Origin of the sequence: Streptomyces sp. NPDC050264, assembly GCF_040655895.1 — a bacterium.
Lineage (GTDB): Bacteria > Actinomycetota > Actinomycetes > Streptomycetales > Streptomycetaceae > Streptomyces.
Genome location: NZ_JBFAKV010000005.1, coordinates 117,900 through 140,324, shown reverse-complemented (window position 1 = coordinate 140,324; position 22,425 = coordinate 117,900). Strand labels below are relative to the sequence as shown.

The window sequence follows — 22,425 nt, the reverse complement described above, 5'->3', positions numbered from 1 at the left end:
TCAGCTCACCACCCAACTGATGCTCTCGGGCAGCACGCTTTGGCCCACTGCGATATCGGGTTTCTGCGTGATCCACACCTGACCGGCGAGTTCGTTGTTCTTCGGGTAGATGGTGAGCCGGCCGATCCGTGCACCGGTGAGGTAGCACATCGCGTAGATGTTGCGGTTCGGGTGCCGGTAGGCAGCGGGAATCAGGACCGGAAGTCTCGCGTCCCACGCGGCATTCAGCATCGAGCCCACGCGGTCCCACGTCCCCAACCGCAAGAAGATGGTGCCGTTCATCGCCTGCAACGAACTCGCGACCGTGATCTTCCACGCAGCCATCGGCGAGTCCACGGTGAGGTCACCGGAGTCCGAGTAAATGGTCCGCTTCGTGGTGCCGTCGTATAGCTGCAGCTTGCCGGTGTCGTGCTCCCACGTCACGTCTCCAGGCTGTGCGTTGGGGTCCGTGAGTGTGCTGGAGATCGCGGGCCGGATCCGGGATCCGATGTACCGCTCGCCTCGGGCCACGGTCACCGACAGGGCGTTGGGCTGGATCGTGACGTTGGCCAGCAGCACCTCGTACGAGGCGTACTGATCACCCGTGGTAAGCACCGGCGGACCAGCGCCGGGGACGCCTGCCTTGACGACGGCGCGCACGGTCCACGTGGTGCGGCTGAGGCGCAGCACCACGCGGTCGACGCGGACCAGCCCGGAGGTGTTGGGGTCGATGGTGAGGGTGTCGCCGTCGGCGCCGGACGTCCACGCGTGGCCGTGCACCGATCCCCACACGCTCGCCCGGATCGCGACGGCGAGGCCGGCGCCGGCCGAGACAACAGCCGGATCGGTGGGGTAGCCGTCGACCCCGTCATCGGAGAACCGGGCGGCCATCTGCTCGTACTCGCCGTCAGTGACCGACCTGTTGTTGTGGGACGCCGACGGCCAAGAGTCCTGCGGCATTGTTACCTCGCTTCCAGTCGTCCGAGCCTGCGGGCCAGATCTCGCACGGCGCGCACAGTGGCGGTGGTCGTGGTTTTGTCGCTGTTGCCGATCACGGCGGTGACCAGCTCGCCCTCGTCGGGGGTGGCTTCCAGGCGGATGGTCTGCACGACGTCGGTGACCTCGAGGCCGGTGGGCAGCACGACGGTGACGCGGTCACCGAGCTGGTAATCGCGGCCGGCCTTCAGGTCGTCGGTGTCGATGGTGAGCGTGGACAGGGACGCCTGCGGGTTGTCGTCCCCGAACGCGAGCGTTCCGGCCTGGGTCAGCTCGCCCTTGCTGTCGTCCTTGCCGGACTCCTCGATCAGCTTCTCGACGCGGTACCAGTCCGCGGCCGCTCCGGAGTTGATCTCGACGAACAGGCGCTCGTTGGCGGGCTCGCCCTCGGCTGTCTCCTGCGCGGGGTCGTCGCCGCCCATAACCAGCTCGCTGGTGGCGAGGGGTGCGGCCATCGTGAACGCGACAGAGCGCAGATTGCCGAGGCCAGTGGAGAACCGGGCCGTGGCTGTGCGGTCCGCCGGTGCGTACACCCCGAACCGGATCTCGTCGTCGACCTGCCGGGTACGGAACCCGAGCCCGTCGGTGGCGGCCGCGGTGCGGCAGGCGTCCAGCAGCGGTTCGAACCGTGTGGTGATCGAGCGGGTACCACCGACCCCGGCCAAGGCGTCGAGGACCAGGTGCTCAATCCTGCGGGCAGACAGTGCCGAGGGTCCGCAGTTCTCCGACACCAGCTGCCGGATGAGGGCCTCGGCGTTGGTGGCCGTGATCTGCCGGTTCACGTTGCTGGTCTTGGTCTGCGACGCGAACGCTTTCGCGGGTTCGGGGTAGGTGAGGTATCCGGCGATGCGGGCCAGGTCATCCGTGAACGCCACGGTGACCGTGCCCGGCCCGGAGTTTCCTTCCAGGTCCCACACGTAGTTCTGCGGTTCCTCGAGCGGGCCCGCGCACCAGATCGTTCCGTTGCGCACCAGCACCAGCCGGTTGCCAGGCTGCAGCAGCTCCATATGCTCTGGCCAGGCGGGCAGCGTCACCGAGCCCGAGGCGGGCACGTTGAAATTGACGTCGCAGGCGAGCTTGGACCAGCGGGCGAGCGGATCTCCGATGAAGTTCAGGTTGCGGTCGGTGACCAGGAGTTGGAGCGTCACGCGTCCACCCCCTTGCTCATGCGGTCTCGTACCTCGGGAAGTAGGTCAGGTCGACCGCGCTGCCCGGCCCTGCTCCGGTCAGCTGGAACGTCACAGCGGTATCGCCGGGAGGCAGCGGCCACAGCACGGCCTCGGGCCAGTTGAGCGCCCCGATCCAGTTCCCGCCGGGCCCGCGGACCTGCGGCGGATCCGTCGACACGATGACCTGCTCACCGGAGCCGAGGCCAGGTTTCCCGATCGTGGCCGGGTCGACGATGAACGTCTCGTCGGTGTCCTCACGCGTGAACGTGATCCGTGTCGCCGGGCCGGTGATGGTCCAGGTCGGCCACACCTCGACGTCGCCAACATTCGTGACGGTGGTGGCGCCGAGGACCTGCCCCGAGGACACCGACGGGTACGGGGCAAGGAAGTCGACCAGGACGCCGGACTCGCGGTGTATGCCCACCGGCACGGCATCGATCCAGTACGGATCCTCGCACCACAGCGTCACGGTGGCCGAGTCCCAGGTGATGCCGGTAGCGCGCTGGCCGCGTCCATCCCAGCCGTCCTGGTAGTAGACCGGGATGCGCCGGATGCTGCCGGTAGGCCGGGCCACCTCGAGGAGGCCGGGTCCCTCGCGCAGGGTCCGGGTGAATGCCCGCGCGAGCGCCCGCCAGTTCGCGGTGAACACGTTGTGGTCGGCGCCCTTGACGAGTAGCGGCCACACGATGCTGCGCGGCTGCGGCTGGACGTGCCGCAGCCGAGCGCCGCCGCGCGGGTGCGGATCGGAGGTGAGCGTGTACGGCGCGGCGCCCAGCCCGGAAACTCCCTCGGCCAGTACGAACCAGTCGCCCGCCAGGTTGGTCATGGGCCATCGAGTGCCGGCCGGGTCGATGTACGTGATGGTCGCGTATCCGACCTCGGGCACCTCTACCGGCGGTGTCCCTCCGTCGCCCGGATCGCCCGGATCAACGACCTTGGGTGCTGTGATGACGGGCATTTACCGGGGCCTCCCCACGCGCTGCCGCGCCTCTTCCTGCCGCTGGATCAGCTGCAGGTCCCGTGCGTCGATCACGGACGACCGGGGGTACACGTTGTACGTGACCGGTGCCCGGTCGTCCGTGGACGTCTGCGCGGCCGGTGCGGGGGCGGCGCGGCCCGGTGCCGCGGCGCGGCCAGAGGACGCGGGCAGCTGCAGCTTTCCGTCGTTGATCGCGTCCATGGCCTTGATGCCGTACTTGGCCACAGACGTGGCCTTGACCATGTATTCGCCGTTCGAGCCCCACATCAGGACCGAGTCCGAGGTGCCCGTGCCCGGGCCTCTCACGGGCCCTCCGCTCGGGTAGCCGGGTATCGGGCCGCCCGAGGCCCGGTGGATCAGGCCGCCGTCCTTCTTTCCCAGCCGTGCCGCCTGCCGCCGTAGTGCATCGGCTGTTGTCGAGGGCGCCGAGCCGATCGTCTCGAACACGGACACGTATCGGACCGTGACCGTGGCCGTGGCGGTCTTGCCCGAGAACGCATTCAGACGCCCGTTGGCGTCCGCGATCTTCCGCTTCAGGTCGGAAATCTCCGCGCGTACGCCAGCCTTACGCGAGTCGGGCACGCTCTTGAGTCGGGACTTGGCGTCGGCGAGCTTCGCCTTCAGGTCGTCCAGGTTGCCGCGTAGCTTCGCGGTCTTGTCCGGCGTCTTCAGGATTTGATCCGCGAGCGCTTTCGCCTGGTCCCTGGTGAGACCCATCTGCATGGCGTTCGCGATGAGCTGCTTCCTGCCGCGCTCATAGATCCCGTTCACGGTGTTCCAGGACGCCCCGGAGTCGCGGGCAGCGCCGGCCGCCTCGTCGGTCTTGGCCGCCAGGTCGTTCAGGGCCGAGGCTGCGTTGCGCGACTTCTCGGAGTTCAGGACCAGCTTGCCGTTGTGCATGTCGAGCGCGCCGGCGTTCTCCTTTGCCGCCTTGCTCGCCGCGTCGACCGCTGCCTCGAACCCGATCATGCCGCCGAGCGCCGACCGGTTCGTGTCGTTCAACGCGACGATGGACTGCCGCAATCCGTCCGCCGATGCCTTCTGGGCGTCGAGCTTGGTCTTCACCTCAAGGGCCTGCTGCCCGAACAACCCCATGCTCTGCGCGGCCAACTGCTGTTCCAGCGCCTGCCCGGCCAACGCCGACTTGTAGTCGTCGAGCTGACCACGCACCTGGTCCGACGTGTACCCCTGCTTCTGCAGCTTCACGATGATCTGGTCGAGGGCAGACGCCGCGAGGTCCGCGTGGCCCTGAGACACCATGCCTGCGAGCGCCTTGTCGAGTCCGTCGAACGCGGCCTTCGCGTCCTTCACCGGCGTCGAGTCCATGCCGATGATCGAGGTGAGGAACTGGTCGACCTTCTCGTAGTTGCTCGGCTTGGCCAGTGTGGCGAGCGCGTCGCCGAGGCCGGACAGATCCTTGCCGTAGGCGCGCACCGCTTCACCGGACAGCTTGCCGCCCTGGCCGAGCTTGGTCAGCGACGTCGTCAGCTTGTCGACGTCCGGCGGCGCCTTCTCGCTACGTGAGGCGAGCTCCGAGATGCCGATGAGCAGCAGCCCGATGCCGGTGCCGGCCATCGCGATTTTGGCAGTCCGGGACAGGGCCGTGATCGCCGCACGTGCTGCGGCCAGCCTGCCGGGTGCCGCGGCCGCCGCGACGTTCATGACGGCCAGCTGCAGGCCCAGCGCGCGCATGGCCGTACCGGCGGCCGCCGCGCCGACCGAGGCGAGCTTGACCGCCTTGATGGCGATGGCCAGCTGCAGCAGCGTCGCGATGGCGTCGGGCGGCACGGCGGACACGATCCCGGACAGGGCGTTGATGACGTCGAGCATGCCCACGCCGACATCCGAACTGGCCTGCAGCAGATTGATGAGCGCCTGGCCGACGTTCTCCAGGGTGTCCCATACGGCCGGGCCGTTGGCCCGTGCGTAGTCGAGGAACGTCTCGATGCCGCCGCCGACCTTGCCCGTGTCGGCCTTGGACAGAAACACCGTGAGCTTGCTGACGGCGTTGGTCATCGTGCGGTCAGCAAAGGTGGTGAACCTCGAGTTGAGGGCGTCGAACCCCGGTGTGGAGATCGCGCCGCCGACCATGGTGATCAGCCGGTCGAACTGGGTGGACGCGTTTTTGACCAGCCCTGACGTCTTGGGCAGCAGGGCGTTGGCGACCGCGACGCCCTTGGTGAACGGGCCCATGACGTCACCGGAGAGACTGTCGCTCCAGTCCTGGAAGTTGTCGCGGAGAATGCCGACCGCAACGGCAGCCTCACGGGTTGCCGGGGGCAGCTTGGCCAGCTCCTGCTGGTACGCGGCCTGCGCCTTGACTGCCTCGGCCGAGTTCTTCCCTGAGGTGGCGACGGCGTCCTGGTACTTGTCCTGCGCCTTGACGGCCTCGCCGATCGCCGCGATCTGCGGTTTCAGCGCGAGACCGTAGGCGGCCGCCGACACAGCGACCGCCCCGAACTGCCCGGCCAGCTGCGCCGTGGCGCCAGCCAGCGCTGAGGCTGCAGGGACAGCCGCCGGGGCCAGCGAGATCAGGCTCTCCTTGAGGGTCTCGCCGAGCTTGCTCGCCGCATCGGACACCGAGGTGAACGAGTTGCGGCTGTTGGACACCGTGCGGTCCAGGCGCCGGTGCGCATCAGCGGTCGAGACGAGGTTGCCCTGCAGGTCGCGCAGATTGCCGTCGGCATCTGTGGTCAGCCTGGCCAGTCGCAGACGCAGCCGGTCAGATGAGTCACCGGTGCCGTTGAGGACTCGGGAAAGCTCGTCACGGCCGGTCAGCGTGAACGTGAGGCGCTCGGCCACCCGGCACCCCCTTATCTGGCAGAGATGTGCCGGTTGATCCAGCTGACGGCGGACTCGAGATCAGCGGCGGACAGCCGGTCGATCTCCCACGGGCGAATGTGCAGGTAGTGCGCGAGCAGCCACCGGTACTCGTCGATCAGTCCTCGGAGACCCGGGCGCTGGCCAAGTGGCCTTTTCCCAGCGCGTCGAGAGCGGCGGTCACGTCGCCCTGGTCCGCGGCGAGCTTGCGCAGGTGCGGCAGCATCGCGTCGATCGCGCTGTCCTCGTTCTTGGCGAGCGCCTCGCTGATGAGGGTCTCCAGGACGTCGTCGATCTCGGCCCGCTCGAGGCGCACCTTGAGGCGGCGCCGCCAGTTCGGCACGTCGAACTCGGCGAACTTGAGGGCCGGGTCCTCACGGCGGCGAAACGCCCACAGCACGGCGCGCATCGCGGTCGGATCCTGGCCGCGCAGCTGGTCCTCGATGTGCCGCCACGGCGTCTCACCGAGGGCCTCTTCGACGGCGGCCGCCTCGATGGCCGACAGGTCATCGGTGGACAGCTCCTCGGTGGTGCCGTCCTCGTGACGGTACGAAACGATCATTGCGGGTGGTCCCCCTCTACTCCAGGTCGCGGCGCACGTCGTCCGTGATCCGCTCGATCTCTTGGTTCATCCGTGGCAGCCCGGACTGCACGGTGCGCGACCACCAGCCGGTGGGGCGGGCCCACTGCGTCGTCCAGTGCCGCCGGTTGCCGAACACCGGATGCCGCACCCGGCCCTCATCGATGACCCACGGCATGTTCCGCAGGTCGCGAGGCAGCCGGCCCTTGTCCATCCACACGCGCGCGCCTGGGTTGCCAGTCTGCCGCACGCTGATCCTGATTCCGCCCGCCAGCGTGGCGCGCAGCGGCCGCGTGTTGGCCGTCGGACCGCCCCGTACGGTGCGCCCGGAGCCGGGCAGCTGCACCGTGCGGATTGCCTGCTGCAGATATTTCTGCAGGGGCTCAGCGGCCCGGCGGATCCGGCGCGACATGTTGCGCTGAAGCCTCGGCCCGCCGGCCGCGCGCAGCCGGTGGGCGAGGGTGATCAGCTGCCTGGTGCCGAGGATCCGTACCGAGCCAGCCACGTCAGGCTGCGGTGGGAATGTCGACGTTCTCGGCGGGCTCCGAGGTGATGGCGAACTGGCACATGATCTGTGCCGCGTTGTCGAGCTCGCGGACCTTGGCCTGCGAGGTGACCGTGGCCGGGTAGACGTCCATCGGCTGGGTGGGCACGTCGCCCTCGTCCATCCACACGACGAACCCAGAGGCCTCGCGCACCAGCAGCGTGCGCACGTCGTCGCCGTCCTTGGACGCCCAGAACGTCAACGAACTGTCGGACGCGGTGATCTCGCCGCCGACCACCGGCGTGAACCGGCTGCCGAGCGCCGGGGTGGCCACGGTCTCCGAGGTGGTCTGCCAGCCGTCCATCGCGCCGGTCTCCGCCTCGAGCGCCGTGCCCGCGTCGAGCTCGGCCCGCGTCGGCGCATTCTTGTTCGCGATCGTCGGCACCCACAGCACGCGCGTGACGCCACGCCGGTAGTAGCGAGTCGATGCCTGAATCGGGGTCGCCATAGCTCAGTCCTCCGTCTTGGGGCGGCGGCCCTTTGCCGCGGCCGCTGTTTTCTCGACCGGCGCGGCGTCGTCCTCGACGACCTCCGCTGCGGCCGCCGGTTCCTCGACGGGAGTGCCGTCGTCGTGGACGGCCTCCCAGCCGCTTCGCTCGTACGCCTTGACCTGTATCTGCTGCACCTCGATGTCCTGGTCCGGCAGCGTCTTGTGCCGCATTCGCGTCATAGCGGGGTCTCCCTTACGTGAAGGCGCGTCCAGCCAGCTGCAGCAGCAGCCGCACCTGCACGCCGTTCGTGGTCTGCTCCTGCACGAGCGCGGACGCCGCGATGGCGACCTCGGCCGAGCGCATGCCGAGTGACGGATCGGCGGCGAGCAGCTGCTCGAGGGGCGCGGCAATCTCGTACGCGCGCGCCCGGGCGGCCCGCACGTCGGTGTCTCCGCGCATGACGATGACCGCGACGGTCAGCTGCAGTTGCTCCTCGCGGTCCGTGCCGAGCGTCGCCCACCCGCCGGCCGTCTGCCCGGCCTCAAAGCTGCCGTCAGGGTCGCCGTCGAACCCGACCACCAGCCACTCACGGGCGCTGCTGTTGGTGACCTGCGGGCCGTCCGCGACTACTACGCCCTCGAGCGCGGGCGCGGCCGCGGCGCGTACGGTCACGGCGTCGATGAGCTCGGGAAGTCTGGATGCCACTACGCCACCGCCGGGGGGAGTTTGTACGGCTCGAGCAGCTGCAGCACTCTGTTGGGCACCGCGTAGCCGAAGCCGGGGACCTGCTCGGTCACGGAAAAGTCATCGCCGCCCGCGAGCACCGGGCCGCGGCTCGCGGTCTGGGTCCGCCACAGGTGCTGAATGAGCATCCGTGCGGCGAGCTTGATGGTGGGCAGCTCCTCGGCCCGCCCTGCGGTGTACGTGAACGTCCAGGGCCCTCCGTGGAATCGGGCGCCCGACAGGCGCTGCACGATGCCGGTGGCGCCGTCGAGGTGCAGCTGCCCGACGTCGAGCGCCGCGCCACCGGTCAGCTGCGGCGTCACGGCCACGAGCGCGATTGCGGGCAGCTTCAACAGGCACAGGGTCCTGCCCGTGCCGTTGACCGTTTCGGTGAACTCGCGTTGCTCGACGACGCCCACCAGATTCTCGATGGGGGCGGTAATGCCGTCGATGTACGCCTGCAGCTCCTCGTCGTCGCCGTCGCCAACGAGGTTGAGCTGAGCCTTGGCCTCGGCCAACGTGATGATGCCCATGCCCGCCTCTACTCGCTGCGGGTCTCGGGAGACTCGGCGCGGCCACCGCCGCGCGAGGAATCGGCCGCCAGCTCCGGCGCCTGCTCCTCGAGGGCGGCCGCCTCCTGGCCGTCGCGCTCGCGGGCCGCGGCGAGGATGGCGTCCCGCTCCTTGACGATCGAGGCGCGCGGCTTCTTCGCCGCGGACTCGGCGTCCAGCACGCGCAGCGCCTCGGCCTCGTCGGCGGTGGCGAGGTATGCCAGCACCTCGTCGACCTTGGCGGCCGTCGGATCGAACGGGGCGCCCTCGTCGGCGCCCTGCGGCCTGGACGCGGGGGCTGCGCCCGTGCCCGCCTTGCCGGCGCCGACCAGCTCGGCGCGCACTCCGTCGGCCCACGCCGCGGCCGTGGCGTCGTCGACCTCGACGACCTGCCCCGGACGCCACGAGAATTCCAGACCACCGACGGACTGCAGTACTCGGATGCTGGGCATCCGCTGCTCCTTCCACAGAGGCGGCCCCCGACGATTGCCGGGGGCCGAGGATCGGGTGCGCTCAGGTGGCCGGGTGCTTGTACGTGCGGAACGCAGCGCCGTCGTCGGGCGTCCCGTCGAAGCGCAGGAACCCCAGGAACCCGACCTGCAGGTAGTCGGCGTACCGCTCCTCCAGGCGCATCATCTGGCCGCCTGCGACCTGCCGGGCGACGTAGGCGGCACGCAGGTCCCCGAACCCGATCGATGCGGCGCTGGCCGCCGGGGCGGCAATGCCGTTGTCGATGACGACCGCGGACCCCAGCAGGGTGGACGGGACGCCGGCCTGAACGGAGGGCTCCCACAGCGGTCGGCCCTGCTCGTCCTTCAGCTTGCGGACGACCTTCAGACCGGAGTCCGAGGTGGCCCACTTCGCGGTGCCCCGGTAGGCGGGGTCGATGGAGTGCTGCAGGTCGATCAGGTCGTCATAGATGACCGAGGTGGTCTGACCGGTCGCGCCGGTCTTTCCCGCTGTGGCGTTGGTGAACAGGCCCTCGGGCTGCGACGAGCCGGTGCCCGTGGCCAGGTGCGCCGCGATAGCGCGGCCGATCCGCTCGCCAAGCTTGCGGGCGATAAATCCTTCGGTGTCGAAAACCGAGTCCTGCAGCAGCGCCAGCGAGGCGCGGATCATCTTGGAGCTGTACGTGTACGCCCCGAGATCCTTCTGCCCCAGGGTGAGGTCTGTGTCCGTGACCTGAGCGTTCTCGGTGAGGATCACACCGACGTTCGCCGTGTCGTCGTTGGTCGGCCAGTTCAGCGTGTTGCCGGATGCGGTCGTGATGACGTTGACCTCGGACAGCAGGCCGCCGTACACCTTCAGCGTTTCGGTGATCTTGTTCAGGGTGTCGGTCGGGATGAAGTACCCGCCCGCGTTGCCCGGCGAGGTGGCCTGTGCCCGGATCTCCGAGTGGTTGGCCAGCATCAGTTCGCGCTGGTCGTTGGACAGGGCGCTCATGCCCCGACGGACGAAGCGGCCGAACGCGTCGCGGTAGGCCGCATCCTGGTCGGCCTCGCGGTCCTCGGGAGCGCCACCGCCGGTGACGATGGCCTGGTCCCGCTGCACCGTGTCCATGCGGGCGGAGCGCTCCATGCGCTCGATGTCCTGCGAGGTGGCCGTCAGGTCGGCCTCCATGCGGTCCCAGGTCTCTCGCTCCTCGGCCGTCAGAGCGTCTCGGTTCTCGGTCTCGGCACGGGACTGGATTCCCTGCATCTGCGACCAGAGGTTGGCCCGCTTCTCCAGGGCCCGGGTGAGCAGTGCACTCATGGCGTTGTGTCCTTTCACGGCACGCCGAACAGCCCCACCAGTGGCGGGGCTGAAGGATTGGATTGTTGGTCAGCGAGGCAGCCCGTAGCGGGCGGCCAGCGCGTTCATGCGCATCGAGAGAGGCAGGACCGCGGGTTGAGTGGACACCGCCGGCTCAACGGGGCTCTGTTCGCGAGTGGACTCGCCCGGCTCGCGTTCGATGTGCACCAGGTCGAGCAGCTCGGGCCGGTGCCGGGCGGCGGCCTCGACGGCGGCGTAGTCGCCGCGCCGGTCCAGCGCCCGGGCCACGGCCTTCAGCTCGGCCTCGGTCTCGGGGTAGGCAGGAAACGTGACGGCACTGACCTCGACCAGGCGTACCTCACGGATCACGCGGACCTCGACATCGACGGGGTCAGCGCCCTCGACCTCGAGGGACTCGGTACTCCACTCGTCCTTGATGACGTAGAACCCGAACGACATCCCGGTGATGTTGCCGTTGCGTAGGTTCGCCTGCAGGTCCCGGACGTACGAGAGCTCGCCGTCCAGGGCAGAGTCGACGGCCAGGCCGCGTTCGTCCTCGGCCAGCGCGAGGGTGCCGGCTGACATGCGCGACACGACGTAGTACGAGTCGTGGTCGATGAGCATGCGGGCGTCGGCCTCGCCGAGTGTCTTGGTGAACGCACCCGCAGCGATCTCCTCGTAGAACCCCCAGCGCAGCGGGTTCCCGATGGCGGTCCGGCTGTTGAACACCGAGGCGTACCCGGCGAACCGCTGCCCGCCCTGGTCGTCCGCGCGGATCTGCACGCCCGCCTCGCCGATGGCCAGGTGGCGCCGTTCAGCGCTCGTTGTCGTCGTCGGCATCGTCCGCCTCCTTGTCGGCATGTTCGGCCAGCAGGCGGCGAGCCTCGGCCATCAGTGCGGCAGCGCGCACCGGCGCCGGCGCCTCGTCCGGCGCCAGCGGGTTGGAGCCGAGCGGCGCCATGTACGTGGGCTGCAGGTACGTGTCGCCCTCCGGGCCCGGGATCGGGGGCAGTTCCTCGAGGGCCCTGATGTCGTTGGCGGACATGACGCCCGTGTCACGCATCGCCCGGTAGAACGTTGCCCGCGACGACGAGTCGCCGCGGAGCAGCCCCTGCAGCCGGTAGTGCGCGTACTCGCCGGGCGGCAGCAGCTCCTTGGAAATGCGCTGCTCCGTCGGTGACAGCCACGTCGGGCCAAGGTCGAACGTCACCCAGCCCTGCGCCTGCTGCTCGAGGCCCGTGCCCCACGAGGTGGACTTCGCCGTCTCGGACAGCAGGAACAGCGGCACGCCGAACATGCGGCTGATCTCGCTGATCTGGAACTCGCGCGACTCCAGGAACTGTGCGTCACGCAGCGGCATTGTCACCGGCTTGAACGTGGCGCCCGCGTCCAGCACGGCCACCTCGTGTGCGTTCTCGATGCCGCCGACCTTGGCCTGCCACCGGGACTTGAGGGCCTGCGCCTGCTCGGCGTTCAGCCGCTGCTCGGTCTGCAGCACGCCGGACACCATGTTGCCGCGGCCGAACAGTTTGGCCGCGCCGAGCTCGGCGGCCTGGGCGAGCCCGATGCCCTGCCGCGCAGCAGCGATGGGTGACAGCCCTTGCAGGCCGTCGTAGCCGATCCCCGGCATGTGCAGCAGTTCGCGCGGCGTGAGCCGGAACAGCACGCCCCAGTCGTCGGTGATGTAGAAGAACTTCCCGGACGGGTTCGCCTCGCTCGGCCGTTCCCGGTCGACCGTCACCCGGTCTGGCGTCACCGGCCACAGTTCCTTGATCTGTCCGGACGGGGCTCGCAGCTTCTGCAGATACGCGTTGCCCCACAGCACCTTGTGCACGTAGGCGAGCCGCCACAGCTCGAGCGGCGTCAGCTCGGGGTGCGGGCTCGAGAGCAGCGACGAGTCCGTGCGGTCTTTCGTCCCGGCCTTGTAGGAGTTCAGCGGCAGCGCCGCGGACACCCCGGCGATGACTGCCACCGACCGCCACACCGCCGGCATGTGCACCGCGGTGCGCTCGGAGACCTGCACCCCAGCCTCCGCACGGGGGCCGGCCATCCATCCCAGCAACGATGCGTCGGTGAGCGGCACTGCCGGATTCTCCGGAGACGAGCGCCGGTCGAACAGACCGAAGAGGCTCACGGTGTCGGCTCCTTACGGTGCGCGGCCTCGGGCCGAGTCAGCTTCTGCTCTGCGGCCACAACGCCCATGCCGCCGCCCAGGATGAGCGCCGCGGGCAGGTAGATGAGCGCGACTCCGTAGACGATGGACAGCAGGGATACGACCTCTGCCACGGTCAGCACAACGGTCCTCACCACAGGTTGGGCGCCCCTTCCTCTTCCACCTCGGCACCGAGCCCCCAGCGGGCCAGGGTCACAGCCACCAGCGGGCTGATGTCCACGGACACAATCCGTCGCGCCCACGCCCACGCATCACCCAACGGGCGCTTCTGCGCACCTGCCAGGGCCGCGGCGAGCGGGGCCTGGTCGAGGTGCGACAGGTTCTGCTCAGTGACCGCGTCGTAGAACTGGCCGGTGGCCACCACCACGTCGCGGGCCTTGGCCTGTACGACCGGGGCTAGCAGCTGCGGCTCGTCGGACGTGTCTTCAGGGTCCACCTTGAGCGCGTCGACCAGATCCCCGATAAGCGCCGCGGCCGGCCCGCCCGAGTCGATGACCCAGCAGCGCGGCCCCCACCGCTTGGTCAGCTCGCGTGCCCGATCCTTGAACCACCCCGTACCCGGGCGATGGTCGACGACCTCGACGTGCGTCCCGCCGCGCCACAGCCCCGCCACAGAGATGGCGACGTGCGACCGCTCGGGCGTCATGTCAACGGCGAACGCGACGGGGTCGCCCGGCGACGATTCAGCAGCGGCCAGCGCCCGCCACACGTCCTCGCCCAGGACCTGCCACGTGTCCGCGGTGTCCGACGGGTAGGCGCCCACACCGAGCCGCTCACGCTCAAAGATGCCGCTACTGCCGAGCGACGCCCGCTCGTTACGGATGAACTCCGGACTGATCAGATAGCCCAGCGAAGGGTTGGACTTAGCCCACGACGCGAGGTCATCGGCGTCGTCGTGCTCCGTGCAGGACGGGCCGCACTCGTCCACGTGCGGGTCCACCGACCACTCGAAGTACGCCATGCTCGGGTCCGGGACACCGGACTCCACAGCAGCCAGCGCACGGCGGCGCAGCCGCCCCAACTGCACCGACTGCGGCCCGATGCCGGCGCTGCCCAGGTAGTACAGCTGCGGGTTTTCGACGGCCGACATGGTCGGCATGAGCGCACCCATTGCGTCATCGCCGAGGATCATTGCCTCGTCCATGATGTTGCAGTCACCGGTGAAGCCTCGGCCGCTGCCACCCGAGCGAGCGAGGAACTGCAGCACCTGGCCCGTTACCAGGGTGATCGACGTCTCGTTCGTATTGTTCCGCACCCGCAGCACACGTTTACGCAGGTCAGGGCATCCGAGGATCAGGGCCTCGATCCGCTGGAACGCAACCTTCGACGTCTTGAACTCGTGCGCGCTGTGGATGATGAGCTGCTCGTCGAGCAGGAACAGCCCGGCCAATTCCCTGGCTTCGATCAACCCGCCCTTGCCGTTCTGGCGCGGAAGGTTCACCGCGACCTCGAACGCAGCCCACGACCCGTCAGCGCGCTCGCGCAGGCCCACGTCGAGGACGTGCTTCTGCCACGGGAACAGCTCGAGCCCGGCCATCGCCGCCAGCTCGACAGCCTCCTGCCCGGACGACGAGAGGAACGTAGCCGGGGCAGTGAACAGGCGGGGCACCTGGACGCCAGTAACGACGTCAGGCGGTGCGGTCACGTCGCCTCCTGCGTCGCTTGGTGAGCTCGTCCACGCGGTCGTTCTCGACGGCAACGGGTGCCAGCTTCCGCAGGGAGTCGAGTGCGGCGCGTAGCTCCCGACCAGCGTTTGCCTTCGCCGTCGCCCCGCCCCCCTCATCCATCGTCGCCGCCAGAGTCAGGGCGAGTTGTGCCAGGCCAGGAGCGATGTCGCCGACGCGGAGGTGCGCTATTTCGGCAGCGGTCGCTTCAACGTTGGTACTCATGATCACCCCCAGCCGTCACACTGCGTTGCGTCACGGAGAGTGATGGGGGTCCGCTAAATCGCTGGCGCTGGCTTCGCCGGATTAGCGAGTACAGGCCCCGCGTAAACAATCGGGCGACAAGGGCGTTTAGGTCGCCCAGCTGATCGCTGAACTTTGGACCCACTCTCCCCGACCGGCGGTCTCGATCACTCGCGAGCGTTGATCGTTTTCGCTTTTCGATCTTTGTTCAACGCTCGATGACGCTCGGTGCTCGGTGGTCCAGGCGCTCGGTCACCATGCCCGCGAGGCCTGGGGCATGCCCGCCTGCCGGCCCCTACGCCGGGCCCCGTACCACCGGGCCGCCACCCTCTGCATGGCTGGTGATCGCATGGTCTCGATGCGCGCCATGACGATGGACTCGCCGGGGTCGACGACGATGATGCGCGCGTCGAGCCGCTGGTACTTGGCTCGGGCCTTGGGGCTGGGCATGGTGTGGATCAGGTAGACGTCGACCGTGTCCAGGTGCTGGGTCGCCTCGTCGATGGCGGCGTATCGGGCGCGCTGTGCGACGCGCTGCTGCACTGTGCCGTGGTTCCAGTGCGGTGCGCCTGGCCCAGTGAGCGCGATGGTGATGCGGTCCAGGTCGATGACGATGTCCGTCGGTTTGGCGTGCGCGTCGATCCAGCTGCTTTTGCCTGCAGTCGGCGGACCGGTCACGACGTACAGCACGGCGCCTCACCGTGTGTGCAGCAGTACTTGCCCACGCATCCGCAGCAGCGGTCCGGCGGTTCGTCATCGGGCATGGTCACCACCTCCGTGACGCTCGCCGTGGTCGCTGGGCCGCCGTGCGGTTGCCCCTGCTGCTGTTGCACCGGCGGTGTGCGGCGCGGGCGTTGGCGGGGTCGAGCAGGTTGCCGCCGCGGGTGAGCGGCTGCTCGTGGTCGAGGGTGAAGGACAGCGGATGCTTGGCGTGCAGCGCGTAGTCGATGTTGTGGCCGCACAGCCAGCAGGGCAGGCGCTGGGCTCGGAGCCAGGCACAGAGGCGGCGGTAGGGGCGCCCGTTGCGGGGGTTGCCGGCCACGGGCGCCTCCTCCGGTCACTGGTCCTCGGCGGCCTTGGAGGCTTCGTCGATGGCGTCCTGCAGGGAGTCGCGGCCCTCTTGGTTGTGCGCCTCCATGCCGTCCATGTACGCGTCGAGGTACTCGCTGTTGGGGAGCGTGGCGCACTCCTTGGGCGGGTCCAGGTCGTCGTTGCTGGGGTCGGCGTCGATGGCGTCCTTCACGGCATCGACGCAGTCCTGCCGGGCCTGGGCCGGGTCTGCGGCCGGCGAGGTGGTGGCTGCGGCTGACGGCTTGGACGTCCCGGCGTCGCCGTCGCTGCTCGTACAGGCAGTGAGTGCGGCAGCAAGCAGAGCGATCGCGGCTGCGGTTGTACGGACGTTCATGGTCCCCCCAGTGATGCGGTGTTGACCCTGCATCATCTGGGACATGTGGGTGCAGTGTGAAGCCTACGTGACGCTCCTGTGACGTACTGCAGGGGCGGCGCGGGCGGGTTGCCCTCTCCCACCGCCCGCCGTTGTCACCGGCTCTTCCGCGCCACCCCTGGCACGACAGAGCCCCCGTCGGGGGAACCGAAAGCGGGGGCTCTGTCGTGCGTCTGTGGTGCCTGTCTCGGGGCACAGTTGTTCTCCGAGATCGTGACACCGCTCTGACCTGCGCGTCAAGCTGCGGCGCGCTCGGCCCGCCGTGTCTCATACGCGTGCACGTCGGCGAGGGCGAACCAGCGTTGCCTCGCGCTGCTGCCGTGAGCGGGTCGGATCTCCTCGCGCTGTACGAGCTTGCGGACTGCGCCGAGGGTGACGCCGAGGGCTTGGGCGGTCTGGTGAGCGGTGAGGAAGCCGGGGCGCAACAGCTGTGACTCCATGACTCCCATCATGCGGTAGGGCCCCACGATGGGGGCGGGTGGCGGGGCTCGGCCGAGCCTCCTTGTCAGGTCGCTAGGCCCGCAGCTTCGGCCATCCGGGAACGCGCCACGGCGGCGTACTGCTCGGACTGTTCGATACCGATGAACGCGCGGCCCTCGAGGAGCGCGGCCGCGCCGGTGGTGCCTGAGCCGGTGAAGGGGTCCAGTACGGTCCCGCCAGGGGGCACGATGCGCACGAGCTGCTGCATGACGTCGAGTGGCTTCTGCGTGATGTGCTGGCGGTTGTTACCGCGTGGCTGGCTGCCGGTGAAGTGGCCAGGCAGGTAGACGGGGTTGTCGCCGGTGAAGACGGGGCCGTTGCTGCCCCAGACGATGAACTCGCATTCCTGGCGGAGGCGGCCGGGCTGCGGGCGGGCGATCGGCTTCTGCCACACGGCGACGCCGCGCCAGGTGTAGCCGGCGGCCTGCAGGGCGTCGGTGGTGATGGGGAGCTGGCGCCAGTCGGTGAAGACGAGCGCGGCGCCGCCGGGTCTGGTGAGGCGGTGGCATTCGGCGAGGATCAGGGACAGCCAGGCGAGGTAGGAGCGTTGGTCGCGGTTCTCGCCCGTGAAGTCGCCGAGGTCGTGCCCGTGGTTGCGGCCGTCATTGCTGAGGTATTTCTGGCGGGCGGTGCGGCTGGTGCGTTCGGTCATGGTGCGGCCGCCGCTGTTGTAGGGCGGGTCGCAGATGACGGCGTCGACTGGGGCAGTCAGCGTGGGAAGCACGGTGAGCGCGTCGCCAGAGTGCAGTGTCCAGGTGCTCATGGTGGTGGCCTTTCGCTGGGTCGCATGCGCTGGTCGCGAGCGAGTCGTAGCGGTGGCCTGGCAGCATGATCGTTCTGCTCAGATAGATGCATACTGAAACATTCATGCGCGAAGCCCCGCCGCAACGGGGGATGCGGCGGGGCTTCTTGCGGCCGGGCGTTACCCGGCGTGCAGCCATCAGTGTGTCAGCGGCCGCGCTTGGGCGTACCAGGAACCGGCTTGTCGACATCCTTGACCCAACCGCCCCGCGAGGGCCGGTAATCGGTGGCGTGACGGCCCGCGTCGGGCACGCGCGCAGGGTCGCGGGTCGGGAAGTCTTTCGGAAGTCCGGGCATGATGATGCTCCTGTCTCGTGATCGGGATGGGGAACCGGGGCGGCCGGATCGCCTGGCAGCAGTCGGCCGTCCCGGGGTCTATTTCGCCTTCAGCCAGCGGACGAGAGTGCGCTGCGGGCGCTTCTGGTCGGGCACTGTCTCGAAGGCAGGTTTGTTGTTGTTGCTGGGCTGACCTGCACAAACAACATCCTCAAGAGAGCGGTCAGCCGATGGGGGAAGGGGCGGGAAAGCGGACCGGTCTACACCGGTTGAGGTACGGCGCCCCTTCATGCGCACTGCCTTGGTGGGGATGTCGGCCGCGGCGAGTGCCTCGCGTACGGCCTCGGGGGAGGCGCCCAGGTGGGCGGCGACGACGGCCGTGTGGGCGTGCGGATCAGCCACCGTGTGGAGCGCGATCACGAGGTCATCGCGGCTCACCGACGGGGCCTCCGGCTCGCCCTCGGCGGGGGCGGGCTCCTCGCTCTTGGGGGAGGCCGGCGGCCAGGGCTCGCGGAGCCCGAGCACGACGGCCGTGACGAGCCAGGCCCAGGCGAGTACGAGGGCCATGTCCCAGGAGTGCGGCAGGCCCTTGATGAATCCGGCCGCGAGGACGAGCACCAGGAGGCGGGCGACGGCTCCCCCAGCGATCCACACGGCGACGGCCCGGCAGATGATCGTCGACCCTGTCCAGACGGAGACCCAGACGCGCATCAGGCACCGACCATCATCAGGACGGCGGCCGCGAACTGGACCGGCATGGCCCAGATCGAACCGTCCCCAGCGGCAGGCCAGACGAACGCAGCGATCATAGCCACGATGGCGGCGCGGCCGGGCGGTAGCCATTTCGCCGGGCACGCGACCAGGATGATGGCCAGGAGCAGAGAGACGGCGCCGATTCCGACGTCGCCGAACGGGCCACTGCCGGCGCCGACGCCGAGACCGGTCAGCCCTTGCTCGACGACCTTGCCGGGGTTGGCCCAGATCTTCCCGGCGGACACGTACGTGGTGCCCGCGATGAACGCGCACACAGCGGCGCCGTTCTGGCGGAACGTGAGCCGTCCGCCCACGATGCCGAAGATCAACAGGACGGTGAGGCAGAGGGCGATCCCGCCCGAGCCGAGCACGCCGAATACGGCGCCGCTGGTGTCTGCAGCGAGGTACATCGAGGCTCCTAGCCGAGGATCGAGTGCGGGGTGTTCAGCGCGAGGGCGAGCAGGATGGTGGCGAACGGGATGCGGTAGACGACGCGGGCGGCGGGGCGCAGTTTGGCGGGCACCAGCCGCACGTACTCCGTGGCCAGTTCAGCGCCCCACCAGGCGACTCCAGCCATGACCAGCGCGGCCATGGGTGCGCCGTCGCCGACGTCCGTCATGAACTGCTTGGCCACGTGGCCGAGTCCGGTCCACCAACCGACAGCCGCGGCTGCTCCATGCATGGCGAGCCAGCGCCGGATCCGCGCGCGGCGGTCGGCCTTGGCCGGGTCGGCGGGCGGCGGGGGCGGCGGAGTCACGGTGATGTGTACGCCCGGCTGAGCGGGCGGGGAGATGTCGTCGTCAGGACTGACGGAGAACCAGTCCGGTTCCTGCTCGTCGTCCTGGTCGTGCTTGGGCATGGTGTGGCTTCCTGATCAAAGAGTGAGGGGTGCGCCGGACGGGGCGAGGGCGGCGATCATCCGTAGCCGCCTTCCATCGCGGCCTTCCGGCGTTCGCGGCGAACAGCCGCACCGACGCTGTCCTTGTTCGCGTCGGGGATGATCGCGATCACGTGGCGAACGGCGTCCGCGTTGTTCGGGTGGATCGCGATCTGCTCGCGGACGACGTCGGCCATGCTCGGCTGATCGCGATCGACGTTCGGACTGGTCACGGCCTTGTTCGCGATGTGTTCGCGGACGGTGTTCGGGGCGGCGGGTTCGGTGTTCGCGACGGCGTTCGGATGCTCGCGGTCGTCGTGCTCGGGTTCGCGAACAACGTCGATCGCCTGCTCGGCCGCGGCGGCGAACGTGCTCGACTCGATCGCCGCGGGCAGGTTGGTGTTCGTCAGTGCGGGCACGGGAGCGCCGGCCGGGACGCGTTCGATGTTGAGGACGCCCTCGACGGGGGCCAGGGGCCGGCCGTAGCGGGTGAGGCGCAGCGCCATGACGGCACCCACGGGTGCCCGGCTGCGCCAGCGGCGGCCGTAGCGGGAGCGGAGCCGGGCCCGCTCGACGAGCCGGGACTGCTCCAGTTCGATCACCGTGTCGTATGAACGGAGCTCCCACACCTTCATGCGCCGCCACAGCAGGAACGTGGAGACCGGGTCGAGGAGCCACCGGGCGAGACGGACGGAGTCCATGTGACGGCCGGTGGCGATGTCCGCGGCCTGGCCGATGGCGTGCCGGGCGGCCTCGACGATGACGACGAACAGCACGGGGATCACGCCGTGCATGGCGGTCCCGACCGGGTCGGGCCAGGCGGCGGCCGCGTTGAAGGCAATCGTTGCGGTGGTGAGGAGCCATGCCGTGTGGCGCAGCAGGGGCAGCGACATGCCGAGCCAGGTGAGCAGCAGATCGAGCGCGAGCATCACGAATATTCCGGCGTCAAGCCCGATCGGGAAGATCATGGCGAAGTTGCCGAAGTGCTTGGCCTCGGCCAGGGTGCGCACGGCTGCGTAGGAGCCGATGAAGCCGATCGCGGCGATGACGGCGGACCCGGCGGCGACGGTGATGACAAGCCTGCGCTGCACGAGGGTGAGCTGGACGCGGTCGCGCGTCGGCATGAGGGTTGGTCCCTTCACGGGATGGAGACCGGGCCCCGCCCGGGGGATGTAGCGGGGCCCGGTCGATCAGGTGGTGGCGATCGAGACGGCGGCGAACACGCCGGCCACGACGCCGGGGATGATCCATGCGCCGCATCGGCCGCAGACGAACTTGTCGCCCTGCTGGGTCATGGGCTTGCCGCAGCAGTTCATCCGCGGCTGCCGCCCTGGCCGTTGCCGTGGGCAATGGCCAGGGCGAGCTGATCGCGGGCAGCGCCCTGCTGCTCTGCGGCCCGTGCCTGCGCCTTGATGTAGTCGGTGGCGGCCTGCGCCTGGAGTGCGGCGACGCGCTCGGCCTGGGTCTGCTCGTCCTTCATTCGGGCACCACCACGGCGCGTAACTGAGCTGCGTACGCACGACGCGTGATTGTCCCGTCGACCGGCGGGGCGAGGCCGCGAAGCGCCCGCAGCATGGGCGGATCCATCGACGTCGCCTGCAGTACAGCGAGGTGCCCGGCCGGGGTCAGAGTCTCGTTCGGCCGGCGCTCCTCGAGACGCTCGGCCACCTCGGCCAGCATCTGCAGGGCGATCTGTCGTGTCTGTGACGATGAGCGGCCGTAGTGCGGGGTGCCCACTACAGGCTCCGCGCTGCAGCGCGCAGACGGATCGCGTATTCGCCTCGGGTGATCGAGACCGCCAGGGGCGGCAGCGTGGCGTAAAGCGCCGCCAGGCTCTCGCGGCTGACGACACCGGGCAACGTGCCGAGGACCGTGTCCGCGGCGATGTCGATGCCGCGCTCGAGGACCGTGCGTGTCAGCTCCGCGGCGGGGTCCATCTCGAGGAGCCGGGCGGTGACGGTCGCGGTCTGCGCGGCGTACGTGGGCTGCTCGAGCAGCCGCCGTAACGCCACGTCGGTGGGGGTGGGCTGGGTACGCTCCATGCGGGCCTGCCTCTGTGATCGCTGATGGGTGGGTCCGCCCCCGGCCCACATGGCATGCCAGTGCCGGGCCGGGGGCTTTGTAGTGGTGCAGGTTCCAAGCTAGGGAACCTGCTTTACAGTGTCAACAAGGTTGGGCAGGATGGAAGCCATGCCGGACGCGCAGGAGCCGGGAAATACGCAGGGCGACGATGAGGAGGCCAAGCTGGTGAATCTCTCGCAGCTTGCCGCTGAGCTGGGCGTGACCAGGCAGTGGCTGCACGCTCTGCGCCTGAACGACCCCAAGTTCCCCACACCGCAGCGCAAGCCGGGCAGTACCCGCGACTTCTGGGACTTGGCGGAAGCGCGCACCTATTACCGCGGGCGCGAGCTGCGCCCTGGGGAGCGGACAGACCTCAAGGGCACGGCGTCCGAGGGCGATTGAGGCGGTGCCCGCACGCGAACGAGCCCCCGGCCTGGGCCGGGGGCCTCGTGCTGGCGTCTTCACACCGGGCGTCAGGGCACTGTGAGCTCGGTGCTTTCGTCGGGCTGGAAGTGTTGCAGCCGCATCCAGTCCAGGGCGGTCGCGTAGGTGTAGCCGCACTCCCTACAGCGCACCCGCGTTTCGCCGGGCAGCCTCTTGATGACGGCCCCACACACCCGGCCGTCGGCGTGGGCGGTCACGCAGGTACCAAGGTGCTGCAGGCGGGGCACGGGATCACCGACGAGCGAGCGGGCATGTGCCTCCAGTTCGCGCACCTCGCGGGCCAGGTCCCCGGCCGGCGAGTAGTTCTTGAGGATCCAGTCCATTTCCATCACGAGCCAGCGGCAGTCAGCTGCGAGGCCACCCGGCGGGGGCGCGGCGTGCTGCGGCCATCGCACGCGTTGTACGTCCACGCGCCATGAGCGGACCACGGCAGTCATCTGACCGCTGTTCAGCTCGTCCAGCACGGTCTCGTCGAGTGGTGACTGAGGGCCGGCCGCACTCCTGGTCGCGATGATGTCGCCCCAGCCCGAGCGGCGAGGTATCAGGCAGTGGATCAGTTCGTTGTCCAGCTCGGGGAGCCGCTCGAGGCGCTCGGCCAGGGCGTACGCGCAGCGGGGACACAGGTAGCGGTGCGCCGTGTTGGTCTCGCACAGTCTGCAGGTGGGGCTCATCGTTGTTCGTCCTT

General features: G+C 69.3%; 30 protein-coding genes and 1 pseudogene. 1 reads left to right on the top strand and 30 read right to left on the bottom strand.

Annotation, left to right across the window (positions count from 1 at the left end; all coding sequences use genetic code 11):
* From AB0J02_RS10370 to AB0J02_RS10230, 29 genes and pseudogenes are all read right to left on the bottom strand, one after another.
* Positions 1-939, bottom strand: coding sequence for a hypothetical protein (locus tag AB0J02_RS10370; protein ID WP_363193178.1), 939 nt, complete (start codon positions 937-939; stop codon positions 1-3).
* Between the two features lie 2 nt (positions 940-941).
* The gene (locus AB0J02_RS10365; protein WP_363193177.1) at positions 942-2,123 is read right to left on the bottom strand and encodes a siphovirus ReqiPepy6 Gp37-like family protein; all 1,182 of its coding nucleotides are present in this window, start codon (positions 2,121-2,123) and stop codon (positions 942-944) included.
* A gap of 16 nt (positions 2,124-2,139) precedes the next feature.
* A complete protein-coding gene (locus tag AB0J02_RS10360) occupies positions 2,140-3,102 on the bottom strand; it encodes a phage tail protein (RefSeq protein ID WP_363193176.1) in 963 nt (320 codons plus the stop codon).
* Positions 3,103-5,925: a hypothetical protein gene (locus AB0J02_RS10355; RefSeq protein ID WP_363193175.1), complete on the bottom strand. Its 2,823-nt coding sequence runs from the start codon at positions 5,923-5,925 to the stop codon at positions 3,103-3,105.
* A gap of 136 nt (positions 5,926-6,061) precedes the next feature.
* Complete coding sequence (locus tag AB0J02_RS10350; protein WP_363193174.1) at positions 6,062-6,505, bottom strand: hypothetical protein; 444 nt, start codon at positions 6,503-6,505, stop codon at positions 6,062-6,064.
* A 16-nt stretch (positions 6,506-6,521) separates the two neighbouring features.
* Positions 6,522-7,028, bottom strand: a complete 507-nt coding sequence (locus AB0J02_RS10345; RefSeq protein WP_363193173.1) for a hypothetical protein — start codon at positions 7,026-7,028, stop codon at positions 6,522-6,524.
* 1 nt (position 7,029) lies between these two features.
* Positions 7,030-7,515 (bottom strand): hypothetical protein, encoded by a 486-nt coding sequence (locus tag AB0J02_RS10340; RefSeq protein WP_363193172.1) that lies wholly within the window; start codon positions 7,513-7,515, stop codon positions 7,030-7,032.
* A 3-nt stretch (positions 7,516-7,518) separates the two neighbouring features.
* Positions 7,519-7,737 (bottom strand): hypothetical protein, encoded by a 219-nt coding sequence (locus tag AB0J02_RS10335; protein WP_363193171.1) that lies wholly within the window; start codon positions 7,735-7,737, stop codon positions 7,519-7,521.
* A 13-nt stretch (positions 7,738-7,750) separates the two neighbouring features.
* The gene (locus tag AB0J02_RS10330) at positions 7,751-8,203 is read right to left on the bottom strand and encodes a hypothetical protein (protein ID WP_363193170.1); all 453 of its coding nucleotides are present in this window, start codon (positions 8,201-8,203) and stop codon (positions 7,751-7,753) included.
* Positions 8,203-8,754, bottom strand: coding sequence for a head-tail connector protein (locus AB0J02_RS10325; protein ID WP_363193169.1), 552 nt, complete (start codon positions 8,752-8,754; stop codon positions 8,203-8,205). The genes AB0J02_RS10330 and AB0J02_RS10325 overlap by 1 nt, the downstream gene beginning before the upstream one ends.
* An 8-nt stretch (positions 8,755-8,762) precedes the next feature.
* Positions 8,763-9,224 (bottom strand): hypothetical protein, encoded by a 462-nt coding sequence (locus AB0J02_RS10320; protein WP_363193168.1) that lies wholly within the window; start codon positions 9,222-9,224, stop codon positions 8,763-8,765.
* Positions 9,225-9,285: 61 nt separating this feature from the next.
* Positions 9,286-10,524, bottom strand: coding sequence for a phage major capsid protein (locus AB0J02_RS10315; RefSeq protein ID WP_363193167.1), 1,239 nt, complete (start codon positions 10,522-10,524; stop codon positions 9,286-9,288).
* A gap of 69 nt (positions 10,525-10,593) precedes the next feature.
* Complete coding sequence (locus tag AB0J02_RS10310; protein WP_363193166.1) at positions 10,594-11,364, bottom strand: HK97 family phage prohead protease; 771 nt, start codon at positions 11,362-11,364, stop codon at positions 10,594-10,596.
* Positions 11,339-12,658, bottom strand: coding sequence for a phage portal protein (locus AB0J02_RS10305; protein WP_363193165.1), 1,320 nt, complete (start codon positions 12,656-12,658; stop codon positions 11,339-11,341). The genes AB0J02_RS10310 and AB0J02_RS10305 overlap by 26 nt, the downstream gene beginning before the upstream one ends.
* Positions 12,655-12,834 (bottom strand): hypothetical protein, encoded by a 180-nt coding sequence (locus AB0J02_RS10300; protein WP_363193164.1) that lies wholly within the window; start codon positions 12,832-12,834, stop codon positions 12,655-12,657. Before AB0J02_RS10300 ends, AB0J02_RS10305 begins: the two co-directional genes overlap by 4 nt.
* Positions 12,828-14,342, bottom strand: coding sequence for a terminase (locus tag AB0J02_RS10295; RefSeq protein WP_363193163.1), 1,515 nt, complete (start codon positions 14,340-14,342; stop codon positions 12,828-12,830). The genes AB0J02_RS10300 and AB0J02_RS10295 overlap by 7 nt, the downstream gene beginning before the upstream one ends.
* Complete coding sequence (locus AB0J02_RS10290; RefSeq protein ID WP_363193162.1) at positions 14,326-14,586, bottom strand: hypothetical protein; 261 nt, start codon at positions 14,584-14,586, stop codon at positions 14,326-14,328. Before AB0J02_RS10290 ends, AB0J02_RS10295 begins: the two co-directional genes overlap by 17 nt.
* 270 nt (positions 14,587-14,856) lie before the next feature.
* Positions 14,857-15,294, bottom strand: coding sequence for a hypothetical protein (locus tag AB0J02_RS10285; protein ID WP_363193161.1), 438 nt, complete (start codon positions 15,292-15,294; stop codon positions 14,857-14,859).
* Between the two features lie 76 nt (positions 15,295-15,370).
* Positions 15,371-15,646, bottom strand: a complete 276-nt coding sequence (locus tag AB0J02_RS10280) for an HNH endonuclease (RefSeq protein WP_363193160.1) — start codon at positions 15,644-15,646, stop codon at positions 15,371-15,373.
* Positions 15,647-15,661: 15 nt separating this feature from the next.
* Positions 15,662-16,009 carry a hypothetical protein gene (locus AB0J02_RS10275; protein ID WP_363193159.1) on the bottom strand — a complete coding sequence of 116 codons (348 nt, stop codon included), beginning with the start codon at positions 16,007-16,009 and terminating at the stop codon, positions 15,662-15,664.
* 275 nt (positions 16,010-16,284) lie between these two features.
* A complete protein-coding gene (locus tag AB0J02_RS10270; RefSeq protein ID WP_363193158.1) occupies positions 16,285-16,488 on the bottom strand; it encodes a hypothetical protein in 204 nt (67 codons plus the stop codon).
* Positions 16,489-16,553: 65 nt separating this feature from the next.
* Positions 16,554-17,291 (bottom strand): site-specific DNA-methyltransferase, encoded by a 738-nt coding sequence (locus AB0J02_RS10265; RefSeq protein ID WP_363193157.1) that lies wholly within the window; start codon positions 17,289-17,291, stop codon positions 16,554-16,556.
* A 413-nt stretch (positions 17,292-17,704) separates the two neighbouring features.
* Positions 17,705-18,316: a hypothetical protein gene (locus tag AB0J02_RS10260; protein ID WP_363193156.1), complete on the bottom strand. Its 612-nt coding sequence runs from the start codon at positions 18,314-18,316 to the stop codon at positions 17,705-17,707.
* Positions 18,316-18,768: a hypothetical protein gene (locus tag AB0J02_RS10255; RefSeq protein WP_363193155.1), complete on the bottom strand. Its 453-nt coding sequence runs from the start codon at positions 18,766-18,768 to the stop codon at positions 18,316-18,318. Before AB0J02_RS10255 ends, AB0J02_RS10260 begins: the two co-directional genes overlap by 1 nt.
* Positions 18,769-18,776: 8 nt before the next feature.
* Positions 18,777-19,217: a hypothetical protein gene (locus AB0J02_RS10250; protein ID WP_363193154.1), complete on the bottom strand. Its 441-nt coding sequence runs from the start codon at positions 19,215-19,217 to the stop codon at positions 18,777-18,779.
* 485 nt (positions 19,218-19,702) lie between these two features.
* A pseudogene (locus AB0J02_RS10245) lies at positions 19,703-20,359 on the bottom strand (DUF2637 domain-containing protein); the annotation flags it as partial.
* Between the two features lie 188 nt (positions 20,360-20,547).
* Complete coding sequence (locus tag AB0J02_RS10240) at positions 20,548-20,715, bottom strand: hypothetical protein (RefSeq protein ID WP_363193153.1); 168 nt, start codon at positions 20,713-20,715, stop codon at positions 20,548-20,550.
* Complete coding sequence (locus AB0J02_RS10235; RefSeq protein ID WP_363193152.1) at positions 20,712-20,972, bottom strand: hypothetical protein; 261 nt, start codon at positions 20,970-20,972, stop codon at positions 20,712-20,714. Before AB0J02_RS10235 ends, AB0J02_RS10240 begins: the two co-directional genes overlap by 4 nt.
* Positions 20,972-21,277 (bottom strand): hypothetical protein, encoded by a 306-nt coding sequence (locus AB0J02_RS10230; RefSeq protein ID WP_363193151.1) that lies wholly within the window; start codon positions 21,275-21,277, stop codon positions 20,972-20,974. Before AB0J02_RS10230 ends, AB0J02_RS10235 begins: the two co-directional genes overlap by 1 nt.
* 148 nt (positions 21,278-21,425) lie before the next feature.
* On the opposite strand from AB0J02_RS10230, the gene AB0J02_RS10225 reads away from it, so the two are divergent.
* Complete coding sequence (locus tag AB0J02_RS10225) at positions 21,426-21,698, top strand: hypothetical protein (protein WP_363193150.1); 273 nt, start codon at positions 21,426-21,428, stop codon at positions 21,696-21,698.
* Between the two features lie 71 nt (positions 21,699-21,769).
* Here AB0J02_RS10225 and AB0J02_RS10220 read toward each other — a convergent pair whose 3' ends face one another.
* Complete coding sequence (locus AB0J02_RS10220; protein ID WP_363193149.1) at positions 21,770-22,411, bottom strand: hypothetical protein; 642 nt, start codon at positions 22,409-22,411, stop codon at positions 21,770-21,772.
* Positions 22,412-22,425 lie beyond the last annotated feature (14 nt).

What these genes read in the sequence shown, in the direction of transcription:
- AB0J02_RS10370 (WP_363193178.1), bottom strand. Translation starts at nt 939, where the DNA reads ATGCCGCAGGACTCTTGGCCGTCGGCGTCCCACAACAACAGGTCGGTC.
- AB0J02_RS10360 (WP_363193176.1), bottom strand. Translation starts at nt 3,102, where the DNA reads ATGCCCGTCATCACAGCACCCAAGGTCGTTGATCCGGGCGATCCGGGC.
- AB0J02_RS10350 (WP_363193174.1), bottom strand. Translation starts at nt 6,505, where the DNA reads ATGATCGTTTCGTACCGTCACGAGGACGGCACCACCGAGGAGCTGTCC.
- AB0J02_RS10340 (WP_363193172.1), bottom strand. Translation starts at nt 7,515, where the DNA reads ATGGCGACCCCGATTCAGGCATCGACTCGCTACTACCGGCGTGGCGTC.
- AB0J02_RS10335 (WP_363193171.1), bottom strand. Translation starts at nt 7,737, where the DNA reads ATGACGCGAATGCGGCACAAGACGCTGCCGGACCAGGACATCGAGGTG.
- AB0J02_RS10325 (WP_363193169.1), bottom strand. Translation starts at nt 8,754, where the DNA reads ATGGGCATCATCACGTTGGCCGAGGCCAAGGCTCAGCTCAACCTCGTT.
- AB0J02_RS10320 (WP_363193168.1), bottom strand. Translation starts at nt 9,224, where the DNA reads ATGCCCAGCATCCGAGTACTGCAGTCCGTCGGTGGTCTGGAATTCTCG.
- AB0J02_RS10315 (WP_363193167.1), bottom strand. Translation starts at nt 10,524, where the DNA reads ATGAGTGCACTGCTCACCCGGGCCCTGGAGAAGCGGGCCAACCTCTGG.
- AB0J02_RS10310 (WP_363193166.1), bottom strand. Translation starts at nt 11,364, where the DNA reads ATGCCGACGACGACAACGAGCGCTGAACGGCGCCACCTGGCCATCGGC.
- AB0J02_RS10290 (WP_363193162.1), bottom strand. Translation starts at nt 14,586, where the DNA reads ATGAGTACCAACGTTGAAGCGACCGCTGCCGAAATAGCGCACCTCCGC.
- AB0J02_RS10275 (WP_363193159.1), bottom strand. Translation starts at nt 16,009, where the DNA reads ATGAACGTCCGTACAACCGCAGCCGCGATCGCTCTGCTTGCTGCCGCA.
- AB0J02_RS10270 (WP_363193158.1), bottom strand. Translation starts at nt 16,488, where the DNA reads ATGGAGTCACAGCTGTTGCGCCCCGGCTTCCTCACCGCTCACCAGACC.
- AB0J02_RS10265 (WP_363193157.1), bottom strand. Translation starts at nt 17,291, where the DNA reads ATGAGCACCTGGACACTGCACTCTGGCGACGCGCTCACCGTGCTTCCC.
- AB0J02_RS10260 (WP_363193156.1), bottom strand. Translation starts at nt 18,316, where the DNA reads ATGCGCGTCTGGGTCTCCGTCTGGACAGGGTCGACGATCATCTGCCGG.
- AB0J02_RS10255 (WP_363193155.1), bottom strand. Translation starts at nt 18,768, where the DNA reads ATGTACCTCGCTGCAGACACCAGCGGCGCCGTATTCGGCGTGCTCGGC.
- AB0J02_RS10250 (WP_363193154.1), bottom strand. Translation starts at nt 19,217, where the DNA reads ATGCCCAAGCACGACCAGGACGACGAGCAGGAACCGGACTGGTTCTCC.
- AB0J02_RS10240 (WP_363193153.1), bottom strand. Translation starts at nt 20,715, where the DNA reads ATGAAGGACGAGCAGACCCAGGCCGAGCGCGTCGCCGCACTCCAGGCG.
- AB0J02_RS10230 (WP_363193151.1), bottom strand. Translation starts at nt 21,277, where the DNA reads ATGGAGCGTACCCAGCCCACCCCCACCGACGTGGCGTTACGGCGGCTG.
- AB0J02_RS10225 (WP_363193150.1), top strand. Translation starts at nt 21,426, where the DNA reads ATGCCGGACGCGCAGGAGCCGGGAAATACGCAGGGCGACGATGAGGAG.
- AB0J02_RS10220 (WP_363193149.1), bottom strand. Translation starts at nt 22,411, where the DNA reads ATGAGCCCCACCTGCAGACTGTGCGAGACCAACACGGCGCACCGCTAC.